This is a genomic window from Pseudomonas sp. FDAARGOS_380 (genome assembly GCF_002591235.1).
In the GTDB taxonomy this organism is placed as follows: domain Bacteria; phylum Pseudomonadota; class Gammaproteobacteria; order Pseudomonadales; family Pseudomonadaceae; genus Aquipseudomonas; species Aquipseudomonas salmasensis.
Genome location: NZ_CP023969.1, coordinates 878,362 through 901,562 on the forward strand (window position 1 = coordinate 878,362; position 23,201 = coordinate 901,562).

Annotated in this window: 21 protein-coding genes and 4 tRNA genes; 11 read left to right on the plus strand and 14 right to left on the minus strand. The window is 53.7% G+C overall.

Annotated features, from left to right (window positions below):
• The first annotated feature begins 4 nt into the window (after positions 1-4).
• From CRN80_RS04255 to CRN80_RS04265, 4 genes are all read left to right on the plus strand, one after another.
• Positions 5-1,909 (plus strand): copper resistance system multicopper oxidase, encoded by a 1,905-nt coding sequence (locus CRN80_RS04255; RefSeq protein ID WP_008437439.1) that lies wholly within the window; start codon positions 5-7, stop codon positions 1,907-1,909.
• A 12-nt stretch (positions 1,910-1,921) separates the two neighbouring features.
• Positions 1,922-2,167, plus strand: a complete 246-nt coding sequence (locus tag CRN80_RS30420; RefSeq protein ID WP_024073347.1) for a hypothetical protein — start codon at positions 1,922-1,924, stop codon at positions 2,165-2,167.
• Complete coding sequence (locus CRN80_RS04260; RefSeq protein WP_008437443.1) at positions 2,139-3,191, plus strand: copper resistance protein B; 1,053 nt, start codon at positions 2,139-2,141, stop codon at positions 3,189-3,191. Before CRN80_RS30420 ends, CRN80_RS04260 begins: the two co-directional genes overlap by 29 nt.
• Positions 3,192-3,353: 162 nt before the next feature.
• Positions 3,354-3,821 carry a DUF411 domain-containing protein gene (locus CRN80_RS04265; RefSeq protein WP_008437448.1) on the plus strand — a complete coding sequence of 156 codons (468 nt, stop codon included), beginning with the start codon at positions 3,354-3,356 and terminating at the stop codon, positions 3,819-3,821.
• A 303-nt stretch (positions 3,822-4,124) separates the two neighbouring features.
• Here the strand turns inward: CRN80_RS04265 and CRN80_RS04270 are convergent, their stop codons facing one another.
• The 5 genes from CRN80_RS04270 to CRN80_RS04290 form a co-directional block, all read right to left on the minus strand.
• On the minus strand, positions 4,125-4,322 hold the full coding sequence (locus CRN80_RS04270) for a DUF1289 domain-containing protein (protein ID WP_008437450.1): 198 nt from the start codon (positions 4,320-4,322) through the stop codon (positions 4,125-4,127).
• Positions 4,323-4,365: 43 nt separating this feature from the next.
• Complete coding sequence (dmeF, locus tag CRN80_RS04275; RefSeq protein WP_008437453.1) at positions 4,366-5,331, minus strand: CDF family Co(II)/Ni(II) efflux transporter DmeF; 966 nt, start codon at positions 5,329-5,331, stop codon at positions 4,366-4,368.
• Positions 5,332-5,342: 11 nt separating this feature from the next.
• A complete protein-coding gene (locus CRN80_RS04280) occupies positions 5,343-5,618 on the minus strand; it encodes a metal/formaldehyde-sensitive transcriptional repressor (RefSeq protein WP_024073346.1) in 276 nt (91 codons plus the stop codon).
• Between the two features lie 219 nt (positions 5,619-5,837).
• Positions 5,838-7,163, minus strand: a complete 1,326-nt coding sequence (locus CRN80_RS04285; RefSeq protein WP_008432871.1) for an OprD family porin — start codon at positions 7,161-7,163, stop codon at positions 5,838-5,840.
• 217 nt (positions 7,164-7,380) lie between these two features.
• A complete protein-coding gene (locus CRN80_RS04290) occupies positions 7,381-7,713 on the minus strand; it encodes a DUF2790 domain-containing protein (protein ID WP_008432869.1) in 333 nt (110 codons plus the stop codon).
• 948 nt (positions 7,714-8,661) lie between these two features.
• Here CRN80_RS04290 and CRN80_RS04300 point away from each other — a divergent pair.
• The 5 genes from CRN80_RS04300 to CRN80_RS04320 are packed head-to-tail and all read left to right on the plus strand — an operon-like array spanning position 8,662 to position 13,310.
• Positions 8,662-9,090, plus strand: coding sequence for a TIGR03757 family integrating conjugative element protein (locus CRN80_RS04300; RefSeq protein WP_008432865.1), 429 nt, complete (start codon positions 8,662-8,664; stop codon positions 9,088-9,090).
• Positions 9,087-10,028, plus strand: coding sequence for a TIGR03756 family integrating conjugative element protein (locus CRN80_RS04305; RefSeq protein WP_008432863.1), 942 nt, complete (start codon positions 9,087-9,089; stop codon positions 10,026-10,028). Before CRN80_RS04300 ends, CRN80_RS04305 begins: the two co-directional genes overlap by 4 nt.
• 20 nt (positions 10,029-10,048) lie before the next feature.
• Positions 10,049-11,410, plus strand: coding sequence for an integrating conjugative element protein (locus CRN80_RS04310; RefSeq protein WP_024073345.1), 1,362 nt, complete (start codon positions 10,049-10,051; stop codon positions 11,408-11,410).
• Between the two features lie 8 nt (positions 11,411-11,418).
• A complete protein-coding gene (locus CRN80_RS04315; protein WP_008432858.1) occupies positions 11,419-11,799 on the plus strand; it encodes a hypothetical protein in 381 nt (126 codons plus the stop codon).
• On the plus strand, positions 11,796-13,310 hold the full coding sequence (locus tag CRN80_RS04320; RefSeq protein WP_008432856.1) for a conjugal transfer protein TraG N-terminal domain-containing protein: 1,515 nt from the start codon (positions 11,796-11,798) through the stop codon (positions 13,308-13,310). Before CRN80_RS04315 ends, CRN80_RS04320 begins: the two co-directional genes overlap by 4 nt.
• 32 nt (positions 13,311-13,342) lie before the next feature.
• On the opposite strand, the gene CRN80_RS04325 is transcribed toward CRN80_RS04320, so the two are convergent.
• Positions 13,343-13,666, minus strand: coding sequence for a hypothetical protein (locus CRN80_RS04325; RefSeq protein WP_008432855.1), 324 nt, complete (start codon positions 13,664-13,666; stop codon positions 13,343-13,345).
• Between the two features lie 235 nt (positions 13,667-13,901).
• A complete protein-coding gene (locus tag CRN80_RS04330; protein ID WP_019821334.1) occupies positions 13,902-14,390 on the minus strand; it encodes a hypothetical protein in 489 nt (162 codons plus the stop codon).
• Between the two features lie 205 nt (positions 14,391-14,595).
• Here CRN80_RS04330 and mobH point away from each other — a divergent pair, with 205 nt between their 5' ends.
• Positions 14,596-16,482 carry a MobH family relaxase gene (gene mobH / locus CRN80_RS04335; RefSeq protein WP_098949605.1) on the plus strand — a complete coding sequence of 629 codons (1,887 nt, stop codon included), beginning with the start codon at positions 14,596-14,598 and terminating at the stop codon, positions 16,480-16,482.
• Entirely contained in the window at positions 16,479-17,798 is a 1,320-nt protein-coding gene (xerC, locus tag CRN80_RS04340) for a tyrosine recombinase XerC (protein WP_008432853.1), read from the plus strand. The genes mobH and xerC overlap by 4 nt, the downstream gene beginning before the upstream one ends.
• A gap of 169 nt (positions 17,799-17,967) precedes the next feature.
• Here xerC and CRN80_RS04345 read toward each other — a convergent pair.
• The 7 genes from CRN80_RS04345 to rluD all read right to left on the minus strand — a co-directional run bounded on the left by CRN80_RS04345 (position 17,968) and on the right by rluD (position 23,155).
• Positions 17,968-18,044 (minus strand) — tRNA-Pro (locus CRN80_RS04345).
• Positions 18,045-18,232: 188 nt separating this feature from the next.
• Positions 18,233-18,308: transfer RNA gene (locus CRN80_RS04350), tRNA-Lys, on the minus strand.
• A gap of 5 nt (positions 18,309-18,313) precedes the next feature.
• Positions 18,314-18,390, minus strand: a tRNA-Pro gene (locus CRN80_RS04355).
• A 9-nt stretch (positions 18,391-18,399) separates the two neighbouring features.
• A tRNA-Asn gene (locus CRN80_RS04360) sits at positions 18,400-18,475 on the minus strand.
• Between the two features lie 295 nt (positions 18,476-18,770).
• Entirely contained in the window at positions 18,771-21,335 is a 2,565-nt protein-coding gene (clpB, locus tag CRN80_RS04365; RefSeq protein WP_003188426.1) for an ATP-dependent chaperone ClpB, read from the minus strand.
• A 135-nt stretch (positions 21,336-21,470) separates the two neighbouring features.
• Positions 21,471-22,196 carry a peptidoglycan editing factor PgeF gene (gene pgeF, locus CRN80_RS04370; RefSeq protein WP_098949606.1) on the minus strand — a complete coding sequence of 242 codons (726 nt, stop codon included), beginning with the start codon at positions 22,194-22,196 and terminating at the stop codon, positions 21,471-21,473.
• Positions 22,193-23,155: a 23S rRNA pseudouridine(1911/1915/1917) synthase RluD gene (rluD, locus tag CRN80_RS04375; protein ID WP_003188422.1), complete on the minus strand. Its 963-nt coding sequence runs from the start codon at positions 23,153-23,155 to the stop codon at positions 22,193-22,195. Before rluD ends, pgeF begins: the two co-directional genes overlap by 4 nt.
• Between the last annotated feature and the right edge of the window lie 46 nt (positions 23,156-23,201).

Genomic DNA, 23,201 nt, shown 5'->3' on the forward strand with positions numbered 1-23,201 from the left:
CGGCATGCATTCCAAAACCTCTAGACGGACATTCGTAAAAGGCTTGGCCGCTGGTGGCATTCTCGGCGGCTTTGGCCTTTGGCGCACTCCAGTATGGGCGGTGACAAGTCCAGGTCTGCCGAGCGTACTCACCGGCAATGAATTTGATCTGTTTATTGGTGAAACACCTGTAAACATTACCGGCTCGCCGCGAACAGCCATGACCATCAATGGATCATTGCCAGGACCTTTGCTGCGTTGGCGCGAAGGAGAGACAGTCACCCTGCGTGTAAAAAACCGCCTGGACCAAGACACCTCAATCCATTGGCACGGGATCATTCTGCCGGCCAATATGGACGGTGTACCTGGCTTGAGTTTCCATGGCATCGCACCCGACGGCATGTACGAGTACAAGTTCAAGGTTCATCAGAATGGTACGTACTGGTACCACAGCCACTCGGGCTTACAGGAGCAGGCAGGGGTTTACGGGCCAATCGTTATCGACTCGAAAGAGCCTGAACCTTTTCAATACAACCGCGACTATGTGGTGATGTTGACTGATTGGACCGATGAAGATCCTAGTCGCGTCATGGCCAAGCTTAAGAAACAGTCGGGCTACTACAACCACCATAAACGCACCGTTGGTGATTTTATCGACGATGTCAGTAAGCAAGGTTGGTCAGCTACAGTAGCTGACAGGAAGATGTGGGCTGAAATGAACATGAGCCCAACCGACCTTGGAGACGTCAGCGCAGATACTTACACCTATCTCATGAATGGCCAGGCGCCAAACGGTAACTGGACCGGTATTTTCAAGCCGGGTGAGAAGCTACGACTACGCTTTATCAACGGCTCGGCGATGAGCTATTTCGACGTCCGCATTCCTGGTTTGAAAATGACCGTTGTGGCCGCCGACGGCCAACACGTCAACCCAGTGAGTGTTGACGAATTCCGCATCGCCGTAGCTGAAACGTATGACGTGATCGTAGAGCCTGCCAGTGAAGAGGCTTACACCATCTTCGCCCAGTCTATGGATCGGACGGGTTATGCACGCGGAACCCTCGCTCTTCGTGAAGGGCTAGTTGCTCAGGTACCTGCTATAGATCCACGTCCAATCGTCACTATGGATGACATGGGGATGGGCGGTATGGCTGGTATGGACCATGGCAGCATGGCTGGTATGGGCGGCGCAGAGAAGACACCAGGTGACATGTCCGGCATGGCGGGCATGGCGGGCATGGACCACAGCAAGATGACCGGTATGGACCAAAGTGACATGACCGGGATGACCGGCATGGACAGCGGTGACATGACTAACATGGCGGGCATGGATCACAGCAAGATGGCTGGGATGGGCAATGGTGATATGTCAGGGATGGCTGGCATGGGTGGTATGGGTGGAGAAATGCAGACACACCCTGCCTCTGAAACCAACAATCCCCTGGTTGATATGCAAGCCATGAATCCAACGCCAAAGCTAAGTGATCCGGGCATAGGCTTGCGGAACAATGGTCGTCGAGTGCTCACTTACTCCGACTTGAAAAGCACTTTCCAAGACCCTGACGGCCGCGAGCCAAATCGTACCATCGAGCTTCATTTGACCGGTCACATGGAGAAGTTTTCGTGGTCGTTCAACGGCATCAAATTCTCTGACGCCGAACCGCTGCGCCTGAAGTATGGCGAGCGTCTGCGCATCACCTTGGTGAACGACACCATGATGACACACCCCATCCACCTTCACGGCATGTGGAGTGACCTTGAGGACGAGAACGGCAAGTTCATGGTGCGCAAGCACACGATCGATATGCCACCAGGTACCAAACGCAGCTATCGAGTCACCGCTGATGCCTTAGGCCGTTGGGCATATCACTGTCACCTGCTTTTCCATATGGAAATGGGCATGTTCCGTGAAGTACGGGTTGATGAGTAAAGGAGACGATCTGTGAGCACATACCGAAATCGTAATTCCCTCGTGGGTTGCCTCTTTGCCGCTGTCCTGCTGGGTGGACTCTCGTCCACGGTGCTGGCAGAGGAAAATGGCAGCGACCATTCAACCACTGTTCCTGTTACAGCAACGGACAAGCCAGCAACGGCAAACGATTCGAAGCTAGATCACGGGGCGATGGACCATAGCCAGATGAGCCATGAGTCGATGGATCATGACCAAAAAACCAAAAAGGCAGATTGAGATCATGACCAGTAAGTTTTTACGCCCAACGCTGATGGCACTTGCAGTCTCTACCGGTCCAGCATTCTTTTTCATGGCTCAAGCCGCTGAAGAGATGGATCCGTCGATGGCGATGCCATCAAGTGCGGACGCAAAGTCTTCAACTGCACAAAAATCCAAACCCGCCAAACCGAAAGATGCCGCGATGGATCACTCCAAGATGGACCACGGCTCAATGGGAGCCATGGACCATAGCAAGATGGGGGCTATGGATCACAGCGATAACGGGCAAATGGACGGTATGGAAAGCATGGATGGAGGGGCGACTACCACAAGCCGAACCCCAATCCCCGTACTTACCGACGCTGACCGGGCCGCCGCTTTTCCAGACTTACCAGGCCATGGTGTGCACGATAAAAAAATTAACTCGTTCATCCTCCTGGATAAATTTGAGTACCAAGACGCTGACAACGGTAGTGCGCTGGCTTGGGATGCAAAAGGGTGGATCGGCGGTGACGTCGATCGCCTATGGTTGCGTTCGGAAGGCGAACGTACCAATGGCGTAACCGAGAACGCTGAACTTCAGGCTCTGTGGGGACACGCCATCGGTCCTTGGTGGGATGTCGTCACCGGCATTCGACAAGACTTCAAACCTGGGTCACCTCAAACATGGGGAGCGCTCGGTATTCAGGGCATGGCCCTCTATAACTTTGAAGCTGAAGCGACTGCTTATATTGGTGAGAACGGTCAAACCGCAGCTCGGTTTGAAGGCGATTACGACATCCTGTTGACCAATCGCCTGATCTTGCAGCCGACCGCCGAAGTAAACTTGTACGGGAAAAATGATCCTCAGCGCGGCATAGGATCTGGATTGGCCAACACCGAACTAGGCCTGCGGTTGCGCTACGAAATTACTCGTCAATTCGCACCCTACATTGGTGTTAGCTGGAATCGCTCATATGGTAAGACGGCTGACCTAGCCAGCGATGAAGGGGAAAAGACAAACGAGGCCCGGTTTGTAGCTGGTATTCGGATGTGGTTCTGAGCGATTTGAGCACTAGCCCTACGAATTCAAATGATCGGGGAGTTGGCTCCCCGACTCTAAAGTAGATCCTTCAATGTAACCTTTGCAGCGGCATGAACGCTTGAGTGGGGTTCTATTGCTTCGTAGAACATCTCGCCGTCTCCAAGGGAAAAGGAAATATTCATGACAGGTAGCTTCCGACTTTCAAGTCGATTTCTGCGTATTGCAACATTCGCTGCGCTGTTCATCGGCTCAACGGCTCAAGCGGCGCAGGCCCTGACCATCGATGTGCATCGAGATGCAAACTGCGGATGCTGCAAAAAATGGATTCAGCATCTTGAGGCCAATGGCTTCACCGTCATTGATCATGTAGAAACCAACATGAGTGCTGTCAAACAAGATCTAGGTGTCGCTCCACGACTCTCGTCTTGTCACACTGCGATGATCAACGGGAAGTTTGTTGAAGGTCATGTGCCAGTTGAGCAAATAATTGCGATGAGTAAGCGTGACGACCTTCTCGGGATCGCTGCTCCTGGAATGCCAGCAGGTTCTCCAGGAATGGAAGTCGACGGAGTACATGAGACCTACCAAATAATCGGCCTGACCAAAGCCGGCGTAGATCAGGTCATTGCTGAATACCCCGCAAACTAATCCCACCTCATCCATTCGGCCACAGCATGGTCCCAGCTCATGGCCATGCAGCGGGACATGCTATGTTGATTTCATTCTCAAGCAATACGCAAAGGACGATCAGCAACAAGCTGTAAAGGCGCGCCTGCGCCGAATCGGATAACCCCGTACCGCTGTCCTCAATAACAATTTGAGATGACGCCATGCTCCGTCTGCTGACAAGCACTGCGCATCTGACCACGATAGTGCTAAGTTCGGGTGGCGTTGCCACTCAGCTTGCCTTTCCGAATCTGGACATCTGTCTCGGCTGAAAGCGTAGAAAAGTTAAATTACAGTGGTTTGAGAGTTCTTTTTTTGCAGGCTTTTCAGACGCAGGGTCGCGCGTTGTACAGCGGCCATTTTTTCTGGACGCTTCATTCGTTTCCATTTTCTGATGTCTTCCTTGGTGCGACCGCAGCTGACGCACAGTTCGCTGTTCAACTGGCAGACAGAAGTACACGGATTCTCGATGTCCTTGGCCATTGGTCAATTCCTCGGCGAACTTATGCGAACTACGGGCTCATTGCTAAGCCTGAACGGCGACCTGATCGGGTGAAACAGCGCCCGGCTTCGTGCGGTACTCAACTGTCAGATGAGTGATCTCATGAACTGTCGCAAGCCGTTCTCGTATGTTTTGTGCATTCACTGCTGGGCTGCCTAGAACACTCACAATAGCGGCGCGGGCTTGCGGCCCTACCTGCCAGACATGAAGATCTATGATCGAAGCATCTCCCTGTCGCTCAACCAGTTCACGAATCTCTTCAGCGACATGATCATCTGTCTGGTCTAGCAATACACTCGCAGTCACCCGCATCAACGACCAAGCCCAGCGTGCGATGACAACTGCACCCACAATCCCCATTGCAGGGTCGAGCCAGACCCAACCAAGGTAACGACCAGCAAGCAGTGCTGCGATGGCCAGAACCGAAGTCAGTGCATCTGCAATGACGTGAATATAAGCAGAGCGCAGATTATTGTCATGACCATGTGCATGGTGAGATTCATCTTGGCCGTGGTCATGCCCATGGTGATGATTATGACCGCCAGACAGCAAAAGCGCGCTCACCACATTCACTGCTAATCCGACAATTGCGATAAGAGTCGCTGTCCCGAATTGCACTTGAGTCGGTTGAAAGAGACGAAATAGCGACTCTCCGGCAATTCCCAAAGAGACCAGTCCCAAAATCAGAGCAGATGCGAAGCCACCCAAGTCTCCAACCTTGCCAGTTCCAAAACTGTAGCGAGCATTTGAGGCATGTCTTTTTGCGTAACCGTAAGCAGCTGCGGCTATGCCAAGTGCTCCAGCGTGTGTTGCCATGTGAAATCCATCAGCAAGCAACGCCATTGAGCCAGTGAGATAACCTGCGGTGATTTCAGCAACCATCATTACGACGGTCAGAGCCACTACCCACAAGGTTCGCTTGGCGTTTTCTTCATGTGATTTCCCCAGGAACATATGGTCGTGGGAATAGTCGGTGTACGAATTACTCATCTGGGCAAATCCTATTTGGAATAGCGGCGAATGGCTTCGAGAAGCTCATCGACGCCTTTCGCTCTTTCTTCGTTGCTGAGTGTCGGATTCGCAACGTGTTCACGAGCGTGGTCTTCGATAATTTCATCCATCAGCCCATTGATAGCGCCACGGGCAGAAGCGACCAAAAGCAGGGTTTTCGAGCAGTCATCATCAGAGTCGAGTGCTCGCTCAATCGCCTGGACTTGCCCAGCGATTCGCTTTACACGCTTAAGAAGATTGTCTTTGCTTGATCTCATATGACCCATACCATACCCCCCCTACCTATATTGAGAGTATGTTCACACGTTCCAATCAGCCATACAACCCCAGGGACGCTTGCCGCCGGGATGGATATACCAACAGTTTCTTCAATCCACAAAAAAAGGCGCCACTAGGGCGCCTAAGCCGTCTCCAAACCAAAGGAGAAACAAGGAGACGGGGTGTATCGGGGATACCGGACAGTTGATGCCGATGGCTAATGCCCGTTAAAGGAGTTGCAGTGGATATTCAACAATCAGTCTGACCTCGTCCAAATCAGATTCGAAATCGGTAGCTCGTGTCGTTGCTTGGCGGACACGTAAAGACATGTCCTTCAGTGAGCCTGACTGGATGACATACTTAGCCTCGATGTCTCGCTCCCAACGCTTTTGGTCCTGCAATGGGGCACCGTCCGCTCCGCGACGCATGTACACGCTGTTTGCGTTGGAATAGTCCGCATCCCAACCCTTAGCGTAGCGGGTCATGAAGCTCAGACCGGGGATGCCGAAAGCCTGCATATCTAGATCGTAGCGCAGCTGCAAGGATTGCTCTTTCGGTGAGTTGAAATCGCTGTACTGAATGGAGTTATCCAAAAAAATTGAGTCGGACTGGCGAAGGTAGTCAAAGTCGTCGTTACCATTATTGCGCTGGTAACCAACGGTCACGGCGTGCGCTCCGAATTTGACCCCGGTCTTGCCGCTCCAGATCTTGTTATCGAAGCTTCCCAGAAGTTTTTCACCCTCATCAACCGCTCGGTAGTAATTAAAGCCGCCAATTAGCGATACGCTTTCTGAGAGTGGATAGCTCAATGTGGTGCCCGCGTAGTATTGGTTCCACACATCCTTGAATTGGCTGGTGTAAAGACTCACACCTACGTGTTCATTGACCGTGTAATCGCCCCCTAGATAAGCGATCCATGGAGCATCTACTACACCGGCGTAAAAAGTTGAAAAGCCGTCACGCATGCTACTGGAATTGGGTTGGCTCATCGCATGCAGCCGGCCCCCCTGAAGGGTCAGGCCTTTGATGCTGGTATTAGTGAACGTTGCACCCCGGAAACTCTCCGGGAGAAGTCGGGAATCCCCATAGGCAACGACAGGCGTCGATGGAAATACGTCGCCTACCTTGACGACTGTATCCAGGAAACGCACTTTTGCGGCCCCGCCTACTTTTGAGTAGGAGTCTTCAGGTTGGCCTTTGCTATTGTGCGGCAAGACATCGACTGAGCTACGGGCTCCCGAGCGACCATCACCTGAATCGAGCTTGAGGCCTTCCATTGCAAACGCATCAATGCCGAAGCCTACGGTACCTTGAGTAAAGCCTGATTCGAATCGGCCAATGATGCCATGAGCCCATTCGGCTGAGTAACCATTGCCCGTGGGGCTTGATTGACCCTTTCGATAATCACGATTGAGATAGAGATTCCGATTGAGAATACTAAAGGTGCTCCCCTCAATGAACCCTTCAGGCTTTTGCTCCACAGCTACTGCAACTTGCCCCATGCTCATGCCAAGGGAAATGAGAGAAAGACCATAAATGCTTTTATTGTTCATTTAACACTCCAGGCTTTAGCTTGGCAGAGTTTCTTTATGAAATATTTTTTATAATTATAAAAGCCACCAGCACGTGAGGATTTCTCCTACGTGCCGGCAGACATAATTTCATACAATAGATAACTCCAGCGTGACCTGAAAATTACTTCTGTGTCAGCGAACAGCAAGCAGGCTCAAAACATACCGAACAACCTTGCGCAGTCAGGGCTAACGCTAATTAACTTCCGTGAGGGCAGTTAGTACCCATAACCTTGTATTCCAAGGTGTTGAGCTTGCCCGCCGAATCTTCATAGGTCATGCGCGAAGGGGCTACGCCACAGGTTTTATTGGCTTGAGTGGTACTGATTACCTTCTGGACATCGAGGTTCATTCCGTATTCATAATGAACAACTTCAGGTGTCGCCTTTCCGTTTTCTAAGGCGTACTGCTCCATCGCCTTCTGGTTCTCTTGCATCATTCGACCATAAACACGGTCACCACCTCCTTCAGCCATGGCCAAAGAAGACATGGTCAAGATGGAAGCGGCAAAAACAACTTTTAATAATTTCATGATTTTCTCCTAGTGCTCACTTACTTCTGACTAGAGGATAACCAGTGATGCCTTTCAGGAAGCTGCCGCGAATATTACATATCTGTAAGGCCTCTCGTAGAGCTCGTGAGTTCAACTATTTAAAGTTTAGCTTTATTGGCAGAGCACGCTGAATGCATCATACGACCATCAGAAATCAACTCGTATCCCACCTGGAGCATCTAGAGATTTTTTATAAAAATGCATATCTTCCTATTATGAAAAGCGGCTTTGACCGCTACAGGCGGATGAATCGTTTGGGCGTAGCTAAATGAGACTACGAACGTGTCACAAAAGCCTCATGGGCTGCGGAAATTAGGCACTACGTAGAGCACCGAAAACGCAATCGGCAGGATGGTCTTTAACAGCAATACGGTCTCGGAGGATAGGTTTTTATCTTATCCTTAACGTCATCGAAGATGACATTGAAGCTGTGCAGCAGGCGCTCCGTTTGCAACATTTGATCGTGAAGGATCTCAAGCAGGACAGCACAAACTACTGCCTGCCCAAGGATAAAGATAAAGCCTTCGAATCTTGAGGTTGTTTTCTCCAGCACGACCAAACCCGCTGACGATATCGGCAGGGCGAGCATTTTGCCGTTGATGTCGCCCGAAGCTTCAATAGAAGTGATTTTTCGTTATGTCGTGGGGCGGTGGCGAGACTCGTCCGACTGGCGTACTGTGGACCATCGGCGGCGATGGGGCCAAGAAGGGTCGCCTCATAAACTTGGCTTGAACTCTTGCTGTGTGGATAGCCAGTTAACTGCGTACTCACTGCGTCGTCAATTTGAGCCGACCAAGTGCCATCTCTAATCCAACCCACACGAATTCGTCGCTCTCAAATACCCAAAGCTTCCAAATTCCTATTTCTTACTGCGCTCAAGACAGCCATCCGGTCTTCTGTACCTGAATCCATATCAGGTACGGTGCCATGCTCCAGATCCTTACCCACATTAGCGAAACGCGGCGCTGGCTGTTTTCACTGCTACTGTTCTTGTCAACTGCGTCCCACGCGGAGACGTGGGTCATTACAAACCGAGCACATCCAGTATCCGCACCTTCTGGCGCTCGCGTCATCTTCCTGGATGATCAGCAGCGCCTTGAAGAACAACTTTCCAACCAACTACCCGCCGATCCACGCCAGGCAGAAGCGGCCATTCAACGCTACCTTGTCAGCCCTGCAGGGAAGCATCTGCAAAACGAGTTGGCCCAAGCCCAGCAGGGCGTCATAGACGCCTGGAGCCTGCGAGTCGAAAAACTCCCAGCCGTGGTCGTAGATCGTCGCTACGTCGTGTACGGCGAGCCTGACGCAGCTAAAGCCGTCGCGTTGATTGAACGAGCACGGAGCCTGTCACGATGAGACGCTCACGTTTTGCGATCCGGCCTTTGTCGCTGGCTATCACTTTCAGCCTGTCATTCAGTGCATCGGCTGCGATCAACTCGGCAGCGATTATTGCCTCGACCCTGTCACCAACCTGCCTGGAGTACAAAGTGGTCGGCATCTGCTATTGGCTGCTCTGCACGCCATTCGGATGCAAAGTCAAAACCTCGACCAAGGTTCGTCACTACGTACCGGACGCTGTGGTGTCTGCATATGCGAATACCGGGATGAACCCTTGGATAGAGATGTCACCTCTTGGCACCCCGAATCCGATGGCCCAAGCGGGCAACGACGGCACTACCAATCACGTTGCAGAGAACAACATCATCAAATTTAAGGAAGCCGATGTCATCGGCCATCCAGGTGGTGCGGCGTTGAGTCAGTTTGCCAGCGCCTCGGGCTATGTATGCAAAGGCGCAACCTTACCGCTTGTGCCTTACTTTCTGAGCACCCTTGACCCCATTGCTTGGCGATACGGCGTCCCGGAATCCGTATACCCCGAAGCACTCATTCCGGGCATGCGCGAAGTCGGTAGCCTGCTCTCAGCAAGCAGCTGGGGGAACGTCTACCCGCGTAGCGGCTTCCTTAACCAGACTGACGACTACAAAACGGGCGCAGTTATTGCGCAGCGTGCCGGCGACGTGGTTACCCGCCCAGGCCAGGTCCATGTCTACTTGCCGATGCTCGCCCTTCCCTACCCCGGTTACTGGCCCGCAGGGCCGCTACGCGAAGGTGACGCCTCCACTGGTAAGTGGCAAGAGCTCACCCCAGTCCTCAACCCGACTTGCGCAACCTTTCCCACCATCGATCCGAACATCGATGCGCAGGATGGCGGCTACGCCTGGGCACTCTGGCGCCCTTATTCGTGTTGCCAGCGTCGAGGACAGACCTTCCTCGGCAGTACGGACTTCCAATGAAACAGCGATCGGAGCAAAGCATGAAACTCACTACCTTGGCGATAGGGCTCGCCTGCAGCCTCAGCAGTGCAATAGCGCTCTCTGCTGATCCAATCAACGTCTCCTCCTCCGGAAGCGTCATTGGGGACAACGTGCTGTATAGCATTGGCGGCGGCAACGCAGTCACCATGGGGAGCGCAGGCAACATGGATAGTATTTCTGTGGGAGGCGGTTGGAATACCAATCTAATCTGCGGAAACATGAGCCTGAGCACAACCCTTGAAAACCAATTGAATGGTGCCACTTCCGGCTTCAAAAACATCATGAGCTCGGTGGTACAGAGCGCCACCAGCGCCGTGGCTTCGCTGCCGGCACTGATTCTTCAACGTGCGAACCCGGCGCTATACAACCTCATCACCAACGGCATTTTGCAGGCCCGCCTGGACTTCGACCGCTCCAAAGGCACCTGCCGCGCCATTGGCGAAAAGATGGCGGATATCGCCGGTAACCAAATGGGCTGGGGCAAGCTTGCTGAAGGTCAGGCTATGAGTCAGGCGCTAACATCCAACACAGACGCAGTGTCGGCGGTGGAACAAGTCGAAAAGAAAGGTGGAAACGATGGCGTCACTTGGGTTGGTGGTGATAGAGCAGGTGGTTCCGGTCAGAAGCCAATTCGTATCGTAGGCGACGTCACCAAGGCGGGCTACAACCTTCTGAACAAGCGCGCGGCCGGCGACACCGCATCCATCAGTAAAGCGAACTGCAACAACGGCATGGTGTGCAATGTCTGGTCATCGCCCCAGGAAGCCACCACCTTTGCCAATCGTGTCCTGGGTGAACAACAACAGCAGACCTGTGACAGTTGCCCTAAAACGGTGACAGCCGCAGGCGTCGGCCTCACGCCGCTGATCCAGGAAACGTACGACACCAAGCTGAAGGCCCTGCAGGAACTGCTGAGCGGAAGCAAAACGCTGTCGCTAGAAAACCTGGAAGCAGCGAGCAGCAACTCGTTACCCATCACCCGAGGCGTTGTAGCAGCACTCAAGGATGAGCGCGACCAGGACGTACTCGCTCGCCGGCTTGCCTCCGAAGTCGCGTTGTCCGATGTGTTGGAGAAAGCTCTGACCCTACAGCGCACCTTGATGGCAGGCAGTCGGGAACCGAACGTCGCGGCTAATGACCTCGCCGTCCAGGCAGTCGGCCAGCAGAGCTCCTCGCTGCAACAGGAGATCGGCAACCTCAAAATGGAACTGGACATGCGTCAGCAGCTCGCGAAGAACTCGCCTCTGACCATCATTGAACGCAGCAAAGCACGGGCAGAAGACTCTCGTGGCGTGTCCCCGGGAGCCCCAGAAACGAATCGATTGGACCAGTTGCAGTCACCCGCCCAGAACAAACAGTGAGAAAGGCCATGACCGAAATACAGGAGCCTGTCGCCGCTCCCAACCGTTCGCTGGTTCGACGAACCGGGAGGAGCATTCTGCTTGTTCTGGGTGTTTTGCTCGCGACTGCCGCCCTCGTAGTCCTACTCAGCGCTGTCCTGATGAACATGTTCGACAGCGCCGAGCAATGGCAAGCCTGGCGCACCGACCACTATTGGCCGCTCTTTACCTGGCGCCTAATGCTTTATATCGCACTGACCGTTGCCTGGTTCAAATTCAAGGTACGGTTATCGAACTCAGAACGCTCGAAACGGCGCAAAGGCCTGTTGAAGATCGAGATAATGGTGATCTTATTATTTCTGATGGTTGAACTGAGCAAGGTGCTGTATCAGGCAGGGGGTGTTCTGTGACGCTCTACACCAATGACTATTTAGAGTACTACCTGACGTTGGTCGGTTGGATCATCAACAATGGTATCTGGGCGATGATTTCAGATACCGGTCTATTCGCCCTCCCCTTCTGCATCATCGTTATTCGAGAGTGGCTGAAAGTCCGTGGTGAGGGGGCCGATGAGGGCAACAAAGGCGTTCTCTCACTGGCACGTATCGAAACAAATATCTACGTTGGCTACATCGTAGTCGCATTCTTCGCTGTACCAGCCGTCAATGTGAGTTTTGATACCTTGGCATTTGACCAGAGTAGAGCTCAGCAATGTCAATACAACTTACCTAAACCCACAGACACAGGCTGGAACACAACATTCAGCTCACTGGCAGGAAAGAGTGCCCAGATGCCCATGTGGTGGGCATTAATGCATGCATTATCAAAGGGATTAACCAATGGCGCTGTAGCAGCAATTCCCTGCGGGACTGATTTACGGCAAGTACGCATGGAAGTTAGCAACACCAAGATCAACAACCCGCTATTGGCTCAGGAAATTGGCGACTTTACGCACGATTGCTATGGACCCTCCCGTGCCAGATTATTCATGCGCCAACCCGAATTGGGAGCGCAAGGGAATGACCCTCGTTTTGCGCAGGAACTCAGCTGGATTGGTTCGCACTATTTATTGAACACCTCGGGTTATTACGACACGGACTACTCCAAAACTCCAAGGGCATCATGGCCCTATAACGCATCTCGTGATGTGGGTTTACCACAAGTGGGTGGAGGTGGGGGCTATCCAACTTGCAAACAATGGTGGTCAGATAGCGGAGTGGGACTGCGGGACCGTATCAAGGCTCAAGTGTCGCCGGACCTCATGACCAAAATGCTCGGCTGGGCAAAGTGGTTGTCCCCGGACGAAGTCACTGACTCGCTTGTCCGGCAACTGGTCTCGCCGTCGAACCAGGTGAAAGGGGATGTTTATACGGACTACGGGGGACAAATCGACGGAACTGTGTGGAATGGTGCAGCCCGGGCAGCGGGGACTCTCGGGGTTGCATTAGGATCTATGGCCTATTTTCCAGCGATGGACATGGTTCGCCAGGCGCTACCGATGGTCATGGCGTTCTTGAAAATGGCGATGGTGATTTGCATTCCCTTGGTGCTAATCGTCGGGGCTTACCAACTAAAAGTGGCCATGACTATGTCCGTTGTTTTTTTCGCTCTGATATTCGTGGACTTTTGGTTTCAACTGGCTAGATGGGTCGATACCACGATATTGGACGCTTTATATGGAGCCGGTTCTCCGCATTTATCATTTGATCCTGTGATGGGTTTGAACACTGCCACCCAGGACGCAATCTTAAACTTCGTGATGGGCTCGATGTTCATCATCCTGCCAGTGTTTTGGATGGGCGCGCTGGGATGGGCAGGGGTGAGCGCAGGAAAAGCATTGGAAGGCCTTACCAGCGGAACAAAAGATGTTCAAAAGGCAGGTCAGGAAGGGGTGAATACTGTCAAACGTAGCGTTATGTAACGTAAGGGTCTCATATCATTGATATGAGACCCTTAATCATCGTCGTCTACACGTTGACCAGCAACATAGTACCCATAGCCATCGGGGCCATAGCATTGACCATACTCTATCTGGTTTCTGCGAGGCGTAGGTCTGTGATTCAACGCCCAGAGCCCTCCACCCAAAACCAAGGTAAATACTGCAACGCTGATAATCCCGCTGAAAATGTCTGCAGAAAAATATAGGAGTACGGCAGCCACAACCAGACGCTTGACCCAACGCAGGGTACGGTTCTGACTGCACCAAACGAGGCGCGCAGCCTGACCCAGGCCATAGCCTAAGCGACTTGCTACTCCCTGAGAGGTCTGTGCGGTCATGGTGCGTCTCCTTCTTACCCGGTCTAGGGGCGATTTGACATTACTTATAATACCGATTTTTCTATGCTGCAAGATCATGAGACAAACGGCCTTTGCCTTCAGCACCAGATGCCCCCCTTTCACAACAAAAATGGCCCAAAAGGTAAAAGGTTTTGTAGAAGCGAATGGAATGGTTCACAAGGGTAAAAGCCTTACCCGAAAGGGCCGCTTTCAGCGGGAAAAAGGTCCAATCTCATCAACGCATCTCGCGAGTCGAATAAACTTCAACTAACTCGTCTTCTGTAAAATTACTAAGCAAAGAAAAGTATTCAGCTCTGGACTCAACCGTCAACGGTTGGATAGAACCTAAATTAATAAGAGTTGAAACAGCCTCGTCAGGAGTCATTTCGCTAGTAAGTGGGGCTCTCTGCCCAGAGTAATAAACCTTGTCAGACGCAATAGCTACATCCAGCAGTTCACGTACTTCACCATAACGAGCGGAACGCGCAGCGGTTAGAAACACTCCATCAAAAATGACCAAGACGCTATCAACGTGAGGAATAATATATTTAGCTAAGGCGACAACCAGAGGAAGGTTGTTGTCCCACCTTGCTTCCTCATCATCAAGATCATTCCCTACACTAGCAAAAAGAATGATCTCATCACACTTATTGTCACGTATCAAATCACAAAGTGCCCAAACATTATCTGAGGTTGATTTCGTAGCGTAGCGAAGTGAAACCATCATTTTTTCCTCACATAGTCGATCTGCGGCCCCGTGCCCTTAGACCGAAACGACGATAATTCTGCATTCCTTTCTCCGTCACCACCATAGAAAGATGGCTCTTCGCCAAAAGAAATACCCGAGGCAACCAGTGATCCTTTCCCCTTGCTCGCCCCCCCTTTGATAGGAGAAAAGCCTGCCCCATGAATCATTTACGGAGCAGGCGATGTTCTCTATTTTCCGCCGCAATAAAGCGCTACCCGCCCAAAGCCCCTCCCCTAACGGTTTTATACAGCCGGCCTCTAGCCAAGCACTACTGGCATCGCCGCGCCGTCAGAAACTACTGGAGAACATTTGGCAGCGCGCATCGTTATCTCGCTCACAGTTTGTCGAGCTCTATAGGCGTCCACTTGAGCGCTACGCGGAGTTGGTCCAGCAGCTCCCTGTTTCGCAAAACCACCATCATGCACACCCTGGCGGCATGCTGGATCACGGGCTTGAAATCGTCGCCTATGCCTTGAAAATTCGACAGAGCTACCTGCTTCCTATAGGCGCACCGCCGGAGTCTCAATCAGCACAGGCTGAGGCCTGGACTGCCGCCGCGGCTTACGGCGCTCTGATACACGACCTCGGCAAGATCGCCGTCGACGTGCACGTCGAGCTGGCAGGAGGTAAAACCTGGCACCCGTGGCACGGCCCAATCGATCGTCCCTATCGATTCCGTTACGTGAAAGGACGCAACTACCAACTTCACGGAGCCGCTGCCGCACTGATCTACGCGCAGATCCTCTCCTCAGAAATCTTAGATTGGCTCAGTAATTTCCCCGAAGTGTGGTCGCAGTTAATCTTCATTTTGGCTGGTCAGTACGAACATGCCGGCATTTTGGGAGAGATCGTGGTCAAGGCCGATCAGGCGTCCGTCGCACAGGAGCTCGGTGGAAATCCAGCCCGCGCGCTGTCCGCGCCCAAACAGTCTTTGCAGCGTCAATTAGCAGATGGGTTGCGTCACCTGGTCCGAGATACATTCAAACTGAATCAACCCGATGGACCGTCAGATGGATGGCTGACACAGGATGCTCTTTGGCTGGTTAGCAAGCCTATTGCTGATCAATTGCGAGCCTATTTGCTGACCAAAGGCGTTGAAGGTGTACCCAGTACGAATGCGCCTTTCTTCAACATGCTGCAAGATCAGGGGGTAATCCAAACCAATGCCCAAGACAAGGCAATCTGGAAAGCCACGATAGACAATGGTCGTGGCTGGCGAAACACCTTCACCCTGCTGAAGCTCTCACCGGCACTGATCTGGAATGATCCAAGTGATCGGCCCACAGCTTACGCTGGGACTCTTGAGGTAGAAGCTGGCAACCCGGTAGAAGACTCTGCAGCTGAAAATACCGTCGCCACACCGGCCAAAAAGTTGCCTTCGGAAATTCAATCCAGCCCTGTGCCGGCGCCTTTAGCACCGGCACAGCCATCACCGTTCGAACTACCTCAGCATTCCTCGAGCAGTACAGATGAATTTGACGAGCTACTGGCGCTCCTTGGTAACATCAATGAGCCATCAGAAGACACCAAAAACAAAGCGGTCTCAGCGGCACATACCGCGCCTCCGAAACTGGATGAAATCCAGCCTTCCCAAACCTCCAATCAAGGAGGTGCGCCTTTAGCAATAATCGAAGAAGTCACTCCGATGCCTAGCAATAACACCGAGATCGGTCAGGGATTTGTTGAATGGCTTAAGAAAGGCATCGCATCCCGGACCATCATTATCAACGATACCAAAGCGCTGGTTCATACCGTAGCAGGGACCGCTATGCTGGTAACGCCTGGAATTTTCAAACGCTACGTCCTTGAATTCCCCCATATCGAACAGCAAGCCAAAGTACAGCAAGTCAGCGCCTGGCAGCTGGTTCAACGTAGTTTCGAGAAACAGAAACTTCATCGAAAAACGCATAAGAGTTTGAATATTTGGACCTGTGACGTTGTTGGACCTCGAAAATCCAAGCAGCTCAAGGGGTACTTACTACTAGACCCGCGAACAATCTTCTCTGAGGTCCCTTTCGACAATATCAGCCTGTCCTTGAAGTCAGAAGCAACGGAGCCGCCACAATGACGACGCCCTCGAATCTGACGGAGGAATACATCTTTGCCCATGATCTGCGGCCTGCCAGTGCAAAGATCTATCGCGCCTCGACCAAAGCACTACTCAAGCATTTCCGAACGGCCTCAGTTGAGGAGATCGATCATCGTGCGGTTCTGACATGGCGAAAAAAAGTCCTTGAGAACGGATTATCCAAACGCAGCTGGAACACCTATTCAAATCACCTTCGAACTGTTTGGGGCTACGCCATAGAACACGGCCTGATGACCCATACCACGATCAACCCATTCAAGAAAACCAGCGTTATCCCACCAAAGCGAGCCAGCAAGACAATCAATGGAGACGCCATCCAACGAGCACGCAACTGGCTCATATCCCTTGTAGGCCAAGAACGTTGTACGCATGAACGTAGCCAGATCACACCTGCCTGGTTCTGGCTCAGCGTCTTCGAGATGTTTTATTACACAGGCATACGTCTGAATGCCCTGCTGTGCCTGCGTTACAAAGATATCGACTGGGACAGCCAGATGATCTTGGTCCGCGGTGAAACAGAGAAGACCCATCGGGAGTTTTTCCTCCCCATTATGGAAGGACTCGCTCCACACTTATCCAGGATCTTGGGGGAGGCCGAGAAAATCGGTTTTTCACCAGACGATCAGCTGTTCAACGTCAACAGATTCTCTCGTCACTTCCATGGCAAGGAAATGAACATCGACCAGGTGGAGTCAATGTACGGCAAGCTCACCGATAAGATCGGCGTGCGCATGACCCCTCACCGCTTCAGGCACACATTAGCAACAGACTTGATGAAGCAGCCTGAGCGAAACATTCATCTCACGAAAAGCCTGCTGAATCATTCGAATCTAGCGACAACGATGAATTACATAGAGGCGGACTACGACCATATGCGTGCTGTTCTACATGAGCGGAGTCGGGCTCAGGGCGCTCTGAGCCGAGTGACACGGGTTGATCCAAGTGGCAAACCCTCTGCCCCCTTACCCGCCAAAATAGGTGTGCATTCACAGGAAACCGCTCAACCAGAGCCCAAGAAGCTGCCAGCTCCACAACAATCTAGCAGCACAGAGGTCAGTATTGATCGGCGGACCAAGTCGACTGGCCGAAGCGCGCTACAGAAGGCTCTCGAGCTCGCATCTGCGCAACTGCATCGCGAGTCAATGACATGCTCTATGGACCCACCAGTAGATCAAGTAGAGCAGAGTCTACTATTGACGCTAATGGCGAGCGGGCTTGGTGTCGGCACATTCAGGAAACGCACCTCAACTGAGCATTCAATGCGAAGCTCATCATTTTCCAGAGCATCGCCCTAGTACGCTCATAATCAAAGCGCACTGGCTATAGGGAATTCTGGTTGGCCAGAGGCTTTCGCATGCCCGGAATAAAGAACCAGGTCGAAATCCGGATTTTTTCCAGACGAACGGTACGACTTTGCTCAAGGCACAAAAAAAGGCGTCATAAAGACGCCTTTTTCATTAAATATGGTCGGGGTAGGGGGATTCGAACTCCCGACATCCTGCTCCCAAAGCAGGCGCGCTACCGGACTGCGCTATACCCCGGAATGCGCATCGCAAAGCCTATGCACATTGACATCATGACGAACCGAAACTACTGTTCGCCTCAGACGGCTGCATGTCTACGGCGATATCTAAGTGCTGTAACACTTTCCAAAACCGTAAAACCGCCTCTATCAGAGCTAGAACCTCTGATTCTAAGATTTGATTCCAGCGTCAACTGGTCTCAAAAATGGTGGGTCGTGTGGGATTCGAACCTACGACCAATTGGTTAAAAGCCAACTGCTCTACCAACTGAGCTAACGACCCAAATATGGTCGGGGTAGGGGGATTCGAACTCCCGACATCCTGCTCCCAAAGCAGGCGCGCTACCGGACTGCGCTATACCCCGGTTTGAAATTGGCTCCGTGACCAGGACTCGAACCTGGGACCCAATGATTAACAGTCATTTGCTCTACCGACTGAGCTATCACGGAACTACATATTTCAAAGTTACTGCTGTGTTGCTTCCTCTTCGACCCTGTCCGTATCGCTACGTTAGCGTCTCTGAGGCGCGCTATTCTACAATCTTAAAAACCCCTGTCAACCCTTTAAATTGCTTTTAAGACAATGATTTGCGCTTCTTTCTGATTTCTTCTTGGGGAGAAGAAACCCGTGGGCTGACGTTGCTGCGGGGCGCACTTTACAAGCCTTTGCCTTACAGTTCAACGCCCTATCGAAAAAAAAGGCCCCGCGATGCGGGGCCTTCTCTGTTTACGCCAAGCGCTGGGCTTAATGGAAGACGATTTCGTCGTCTTTCACCGTCGCCGTGACGCGAGTGCCAGGCATAAAGCTGCCCGACAGGATCAACTGCGCCAGTGGGTTCTCGATCCAGCGCTGGATCGCACGTTTAAGTGGCCGTGCGCCATACACTGGGTCGTAACCGACCGCGATCAGCTTATCCAACGCTTCGCCGCTCAGCTCCAGGTCCAGCTCGCGCTCAGCCAGGCGGCTACGCAGGCGGCCCAACTGGATCTCGGTGATGCCCGCGATCTGATCCCGCGCCAGAGGCTCGAAGATCACCACTTCGTCGACCCGGTTGATGAATTCCGGACGGAAGTGCGTGGTCAACGCGTCCATCACCGCCGCACGCTGGGCTTCACGATCACCCACCAATTCCTGGATCTGCGCCGAGCCCAGGTTGGAGGTCATCACGATCACCGTATTACGGAAGTCCACCGTACGCCCGTGGCTGTCCGTCAAGCGACCATCTTCGAGCACCTGCAGCAAGATGTTGAACACATCCGGGTGCGCCTTCTCGACCTCATCCAGCAGGATCACCGAGTAAGGCTTGCGCCGCACGGCTTCGGTCAGATAACCGCCCTCTTCGTAGCCTACATAGCCTGGTGGTGCACCGATCAGGCGAGCCACCGAGTGTTTCTCCATGAATTCGGACATATCGATCCGCACCATGGCCTCTTCCGTATCAAAGAGGAACTCGGCCAAAGCCTTGCACAACTCGGTCTTACCCACACCGGTCGGGCCCAGGAACATGAACGAGCCACTTGGACGGTTCGGGTCGGACAAGCCTGCCCGGGAACGCCGTACCGCGTTGGACACCGCCACCACCGCCTCTTCCTGGCCGATGACGCGCTGATGCAACAGGCTTTCCATCTTCAGCAACTTGTCGCGCTCGCCTTCGAGCATCTTCGACACCGGAATACCGGTCCACTTGGAGACCACTTCGGCAATTTCTTCCTCGGTCACCTTGCTGCGCAGCAACTGGTTTTCAGGCTTGCCGTGCTGGTCGACCATCTGCAGGCTGCGCTCCAGGTCCGGGATCACCCCGTACTGCAACTCGGCCATGCGGTTCAGGTCGCCTTTACGGCGCGCGGCTTCCAGTTCCTGGCGGGACTGCTCGATTTTTTGCTGGATCTGCGCCGAACCCTGTACTTCGGCTTTTTCCGAGGTCCAGATTTCTTCGAGGTCCGAATACTCACGTTCCAGGCGGACAATTTCTTCCTGGAGTTTTTCCAGGCGTTTCTTGGCCGCTTCGTCTTCTTCTTTCTTCAGCGCCTGGGATTCGACTTTCAGTTGAATCAGGCGTCGATCCAAACGATCCAGCACTTCCGGCTTGGAGTCGATCTCCATGCGGATGCGGCTGGCCGCTTCGTCGATCAGGTCGATAGCCTTGTCCGGCAACTGACGATCAGTGATATAGCGGTGGCTCAACTTGGCCGCCGCAATGATCGCACCGTCGGTGATCGCCACCTTATGGTGAACCTCATAGCGCTCTTTCAGGCCACGCAGGATCGCGATGGTGTCTTCTTCGCTCGGCTCTTCCACCAGGACTTTCTGGAAGCGACGCTCAAGGGCTGCGTCCTTTTCGATGTACTGACGGTATTCGTTGAGCGTGGTAGCACCGACGCAGTGCAATTCCCCCCGCGCCAAGGCGGGTTTGAGCATATTGCCGGCATCCATGGAGCCTTCGCCTTTACCGGCGCCGACCATGGTGTGCAGTTCGTCGATAAACAGAATGATCTGCCCTTCCTGCTTCGACAATTCGTTAAGCAGGGATTTGAGGCGCTCTTCGAACTCACCCCGGAACTTGGCACCGGCAATCAGCGAGCCCATGTCCAGAGACAGCAGGCGCTTGCCTTTTAGGCCGTCTGGTACCTCGCCATTAATGATGCGCTGGGCCAAGCCCTCGGCAATCGCGGTTTTACCCACGCCAGGTTCACCGATCAGCACCGGGTTGTTCTTGGTGCGACGTTGCAACACCTGGATGGTGCGACGAATTTCATCGTCACGACCGATCACCGGGTCCAGCTTGCCTTCTTCGGCACGCTTGGTCAGGTCGACGGTGTATTTGTCCAGGGCCTGGCGCGACTCCTCGTGGTTGGGGTCGTTGACCGCTTCGCCGCCACGCAGGTTGTTGATGGCGTTTTCTAGGGCTTTCTTGCTCACGCCCTGCCCCAGCAACAATTTGCCGAGTTTGCTGTTGTCGTCCATGGCGGCGAGCAGCACCAGTTCGCTGGAGATGAACTGGTCACCTTTCTGCTGGGCCAGGCGGTCGGCCTGGTTGAGCAGGCGCGCCAGATCCTGGGACATATTCACGTCGCCGGTGGGGTTCTGGATTTTCGGCAGTTGGTCGAGCTCTTTGCTCAACTCCTTGCGCAGGCTGTTAACGTCAAAGCCCACCTGCATCAGCAAGGGTTTGATAGAGCCACCTTGCTGTTCCAGGAGCGCCTGCATCAAGTGCGCAGGCTCAATGGCCGGGTGGTCGAGGCCCACCGCCAAGGATTGAGAGTCAGACAAGGCCAACTGCAATTTGCTGGTTAAACGATCAATACGCATTAGTCACCTTCCTTTTGAGCAGGCCGGAGCTATGAACAAACACATCCTGAATGAAGAAACCTGCCAGATACCCTTATAGATGGGGTGGATTCTGGGCGTTTCAAGCGGCGGACGGTTGATACAGATCAGGACAGTCTAGCGTTCAAGCCAGATAAGGGAGGCGAATCGGCCCGTACGCGGGCTGCGGCGATAAGAAAAGAAACGCGGGTCGGTCACAGTGCACAAACCGCCACCATACACAGCGGTGACACCACGCGCTGCCAGGCGCAGGCGCGCCAGCTGGTAGATGTCGGCCATGAACTTGCCAGGGTTGTGGCTGGGAACAAAGGCTTGGGCGGTGGCCGGCAGTTGCTGCAGGAACGCTTCACGCACTTCCGGGCCGACCTCAAAGGCTTGTGGGCCAATGGCAGGGCCGAGCCAGACCAGAACCTCTTCAGGGGCGGTATCCAGGCTTTCGAACGCGGCCTCCAGCACACCAGCCGCCAAGCCACGCCAACCGGCATGGGCTGCGGCAACCCGAGTGCCCGCCCGATTACAGAACAGCGCCGGCAGGCAATCGGCGGTCATGGATGTGCAGGCGATGCCAGGGGTGCTGGACCAACTGCCGTCAGCCTCGACAGTAAGGCCCGGATCGGCCTCAACCACGCGAGTACCGTGGACTTGGCGCAACCAGGCAGGCTGGATATCGAAGGCGTCACTCAGGCGACGGCGATTTTCAAGGACGGCCTCAAGGCTGTCCTCGACATGATCGCCCAGGTTGAGGCTGTCGAACGGCGCCAGGCTGACGCCGCCCGCACGGGTGGTGACGCAGGCTTTTACCCGAGCCGGCGCGGGCCAGTCAGGTATCAGCCAGTCACTCATCCGACAAACGCCTCGCGATCCTGCTTGAGCAGCGACAACAGCCACACCAGATCGTCTGGCAGTGGCGATTCCCAGCTCATGCGCTTACCGCTCGTCGGATGATCCAGCTCCAGGAAGCGTGCATGCAGTGCCTGGCGCGGGAACGTCTTGAGCGACTCAACCATGGTCTGGCTGGCCGCTGGCGGAATACGGAAGCGACCACCGTAGGCCGGATCGCCGACCAACGGGAAGTTGATGTGCGCCATGTGCACACGAATCTGGTGGGTACGCCCGGTTTCCAGCTTGACCCGCACATGGGTGTGGGAGCGGAAACGCTCCAGCACACGGTAGTGGCTGACGGCTTGCTTGCCGCCCTCCATCACCGCCATACGCTGGCGCTGCTGGCCGTGACGACCAATGGGTGCGTTGATCTTGCCACCGGCCACAACAACGCCGATCACAATGCACTCATAGATGCGGCTGACGCTACGGCTCTGCAATTGCGTAACCAGTTGCGTCTGCGCCTGAATGGTCTTGGCTACCACCATAAGGCCGGTGGTGTCCTTGTCCAGACGGTGCACGATGCCGCAGCGCGGCACATTGATGATGTCCGGCACGTGGTGCAACAGGGCATTGAGCAAGGTGCCATCAGCGTGCCCGGCGGCCGGGTGAACCACCAGGCCTGCGGGTTTGTTGATGACCAGGATGTCGTCGTCTTCATAGACGATATCCAGCTCGATGTCCTGGGCGACCCATTCTCCCTGGGCTTCCTGCTCGGCAGTCAGCTCAAGAATCGCACCGCCATGGACTATGTCTCGCGGGCGGATAACCGCTCCATCCACAGTCAGGCGGCCGTCTTTGATCCAGGCGGAAAGGCGCGAGCGCGAGTGCTCAGCGAATAATTGTGCGGCGACTTGATCGAGGCGTTGGCCGCCCAATTCGGACGGCACCTCTGCGCGAAGTTCAATTTTATCGGACATGCTCAGACTAGGCGTGGCGTAGCCTTTGGTTTCGGCTGCGCGCTTG

Coding starts and splice junctions, on each gene's coding strand:
- CRN80_RS04255 (WP_008437439.1), top strand. CDS start 5: ATGCATTCCAAAACCTCTAGACGGACATTCGTAAAAGGCTTGGCCGCT.
- CRN80_RS04260 (WP_008437443.1), top strand. CDS start 2,139: ATGACCAAAAAACCAAAAAGGCAGATTGAGATCATGACCAGTAAGTTT.
- CRN80_RS04265 (WP_008437448.1), top strand. CDS start 3,354: ATGACAGGTAGCTTCCGACTTTCAAGTCGATTTCTGCGTATTGCAACA.
- CRN80_RS04270 (WP_008437450.1), bottom strand. CDS start 4,322: ATGGCCAAGGACATCGAGAATCCGTGTACTTCTGTCTGCCAGTTGAAC.
- dmeF (WP_008437453.1), bottom strand. CDS start 5,331: ATGAGTAATTCGTACACCGACTATTCCCACGACCATATGTTCCTGGGG.
- CRN80_RS04280 (WP_024073346.1), bottom strand. CDS start 5,618: ATGGGTCATATGAGATCAAGCAAAGACAATCTTCTTAAGCGTGTAAAG.
- CRN80_RS04285 (WP_008432871.1), bottom strand. CDS start 7,163: ATGAACAATAAAAGCATTTATGGTCTTTCTCTCATTTCCCTTGGCATG.
- CRN80_RS04290 (WP_008432869.1), bottom strand. CDS start 7,713: ATGAAATTATTAAAAGTTGTTTTTGCCGCTTCCATCTTGACCATGTCT.
- CRN80_RS04300 (WP_008432865.1), top strand. CDS start 8,662: ATGCTCCAGATCCTTACCCACATTAGCGAAACGCGGCGCTGGCTGTTT.
- CRN80_RS04305 (WP_008432863.1), top strand. CDS start 9,087: ATGAGACGCTCACGTTTTGCGATCCGGCCTTTGTCGCTGGCTATCACT.
- CRN80_RS04310 (WP_024073345.1), top strand. CDS start 10,049: ATGAAACTCACTACCTTGGCGATAGGGCTCGCCTGCAGCCTCAGCAGT.
- CRN80_RS04315 (WP_008432858.1), top strand. CDS start 11,419: ATGACCGAAATACAGGAGCCTGTCGCCGCTCCCAACCGTTCGCTGGTT.
- CRN80_RS04325 (WP_008432855.1), bottom strand. CDS start 13,666: ATGACCGCACAGACCTCTCAGGGAGTAGCAAGTCGCTTAGGCTATGGC.
- CRN80_RS04330 (WP_019821334.1), bottom strand. CDS start 14,390: ATGGTTTCACTTCGCTACGCTACGAAATCAACCTCAGATAATGTTTGG.
- mobH (WP_098949605.1), top strand. CDS start 14,596: ATGTTCTCTATTTTCCGCCGCAATAAAGCGCTACCCGCCCAAAGCCCC.
- xerC (WP_008432853.1), top strand. CDS start 16,479: ATGACGACGCCCTCGAATCTGACGGAGGAATACATCTTTGCCCATGAT.
- clpB (WP_003188426.1), bottom strand. CDS start 21,335: ATGCGTATTGATCGTTTAACCAGCAAATTGCAGTTGGCCTTGTCTGAC.
- pgeF (WP_098949606.1), bottom strand. CDS start 22,196: ATGAGTGACTGGCTGATACCTGACTGGCCCGCGCCGGCTCGGGTAAAA.
- rluD (WP_003188422.1), bottom strand. CDS start 23,155: ATGTCCGATAAAATTGAACTTCGCGCAGAGGTGCCGTCCGAATTGGGC.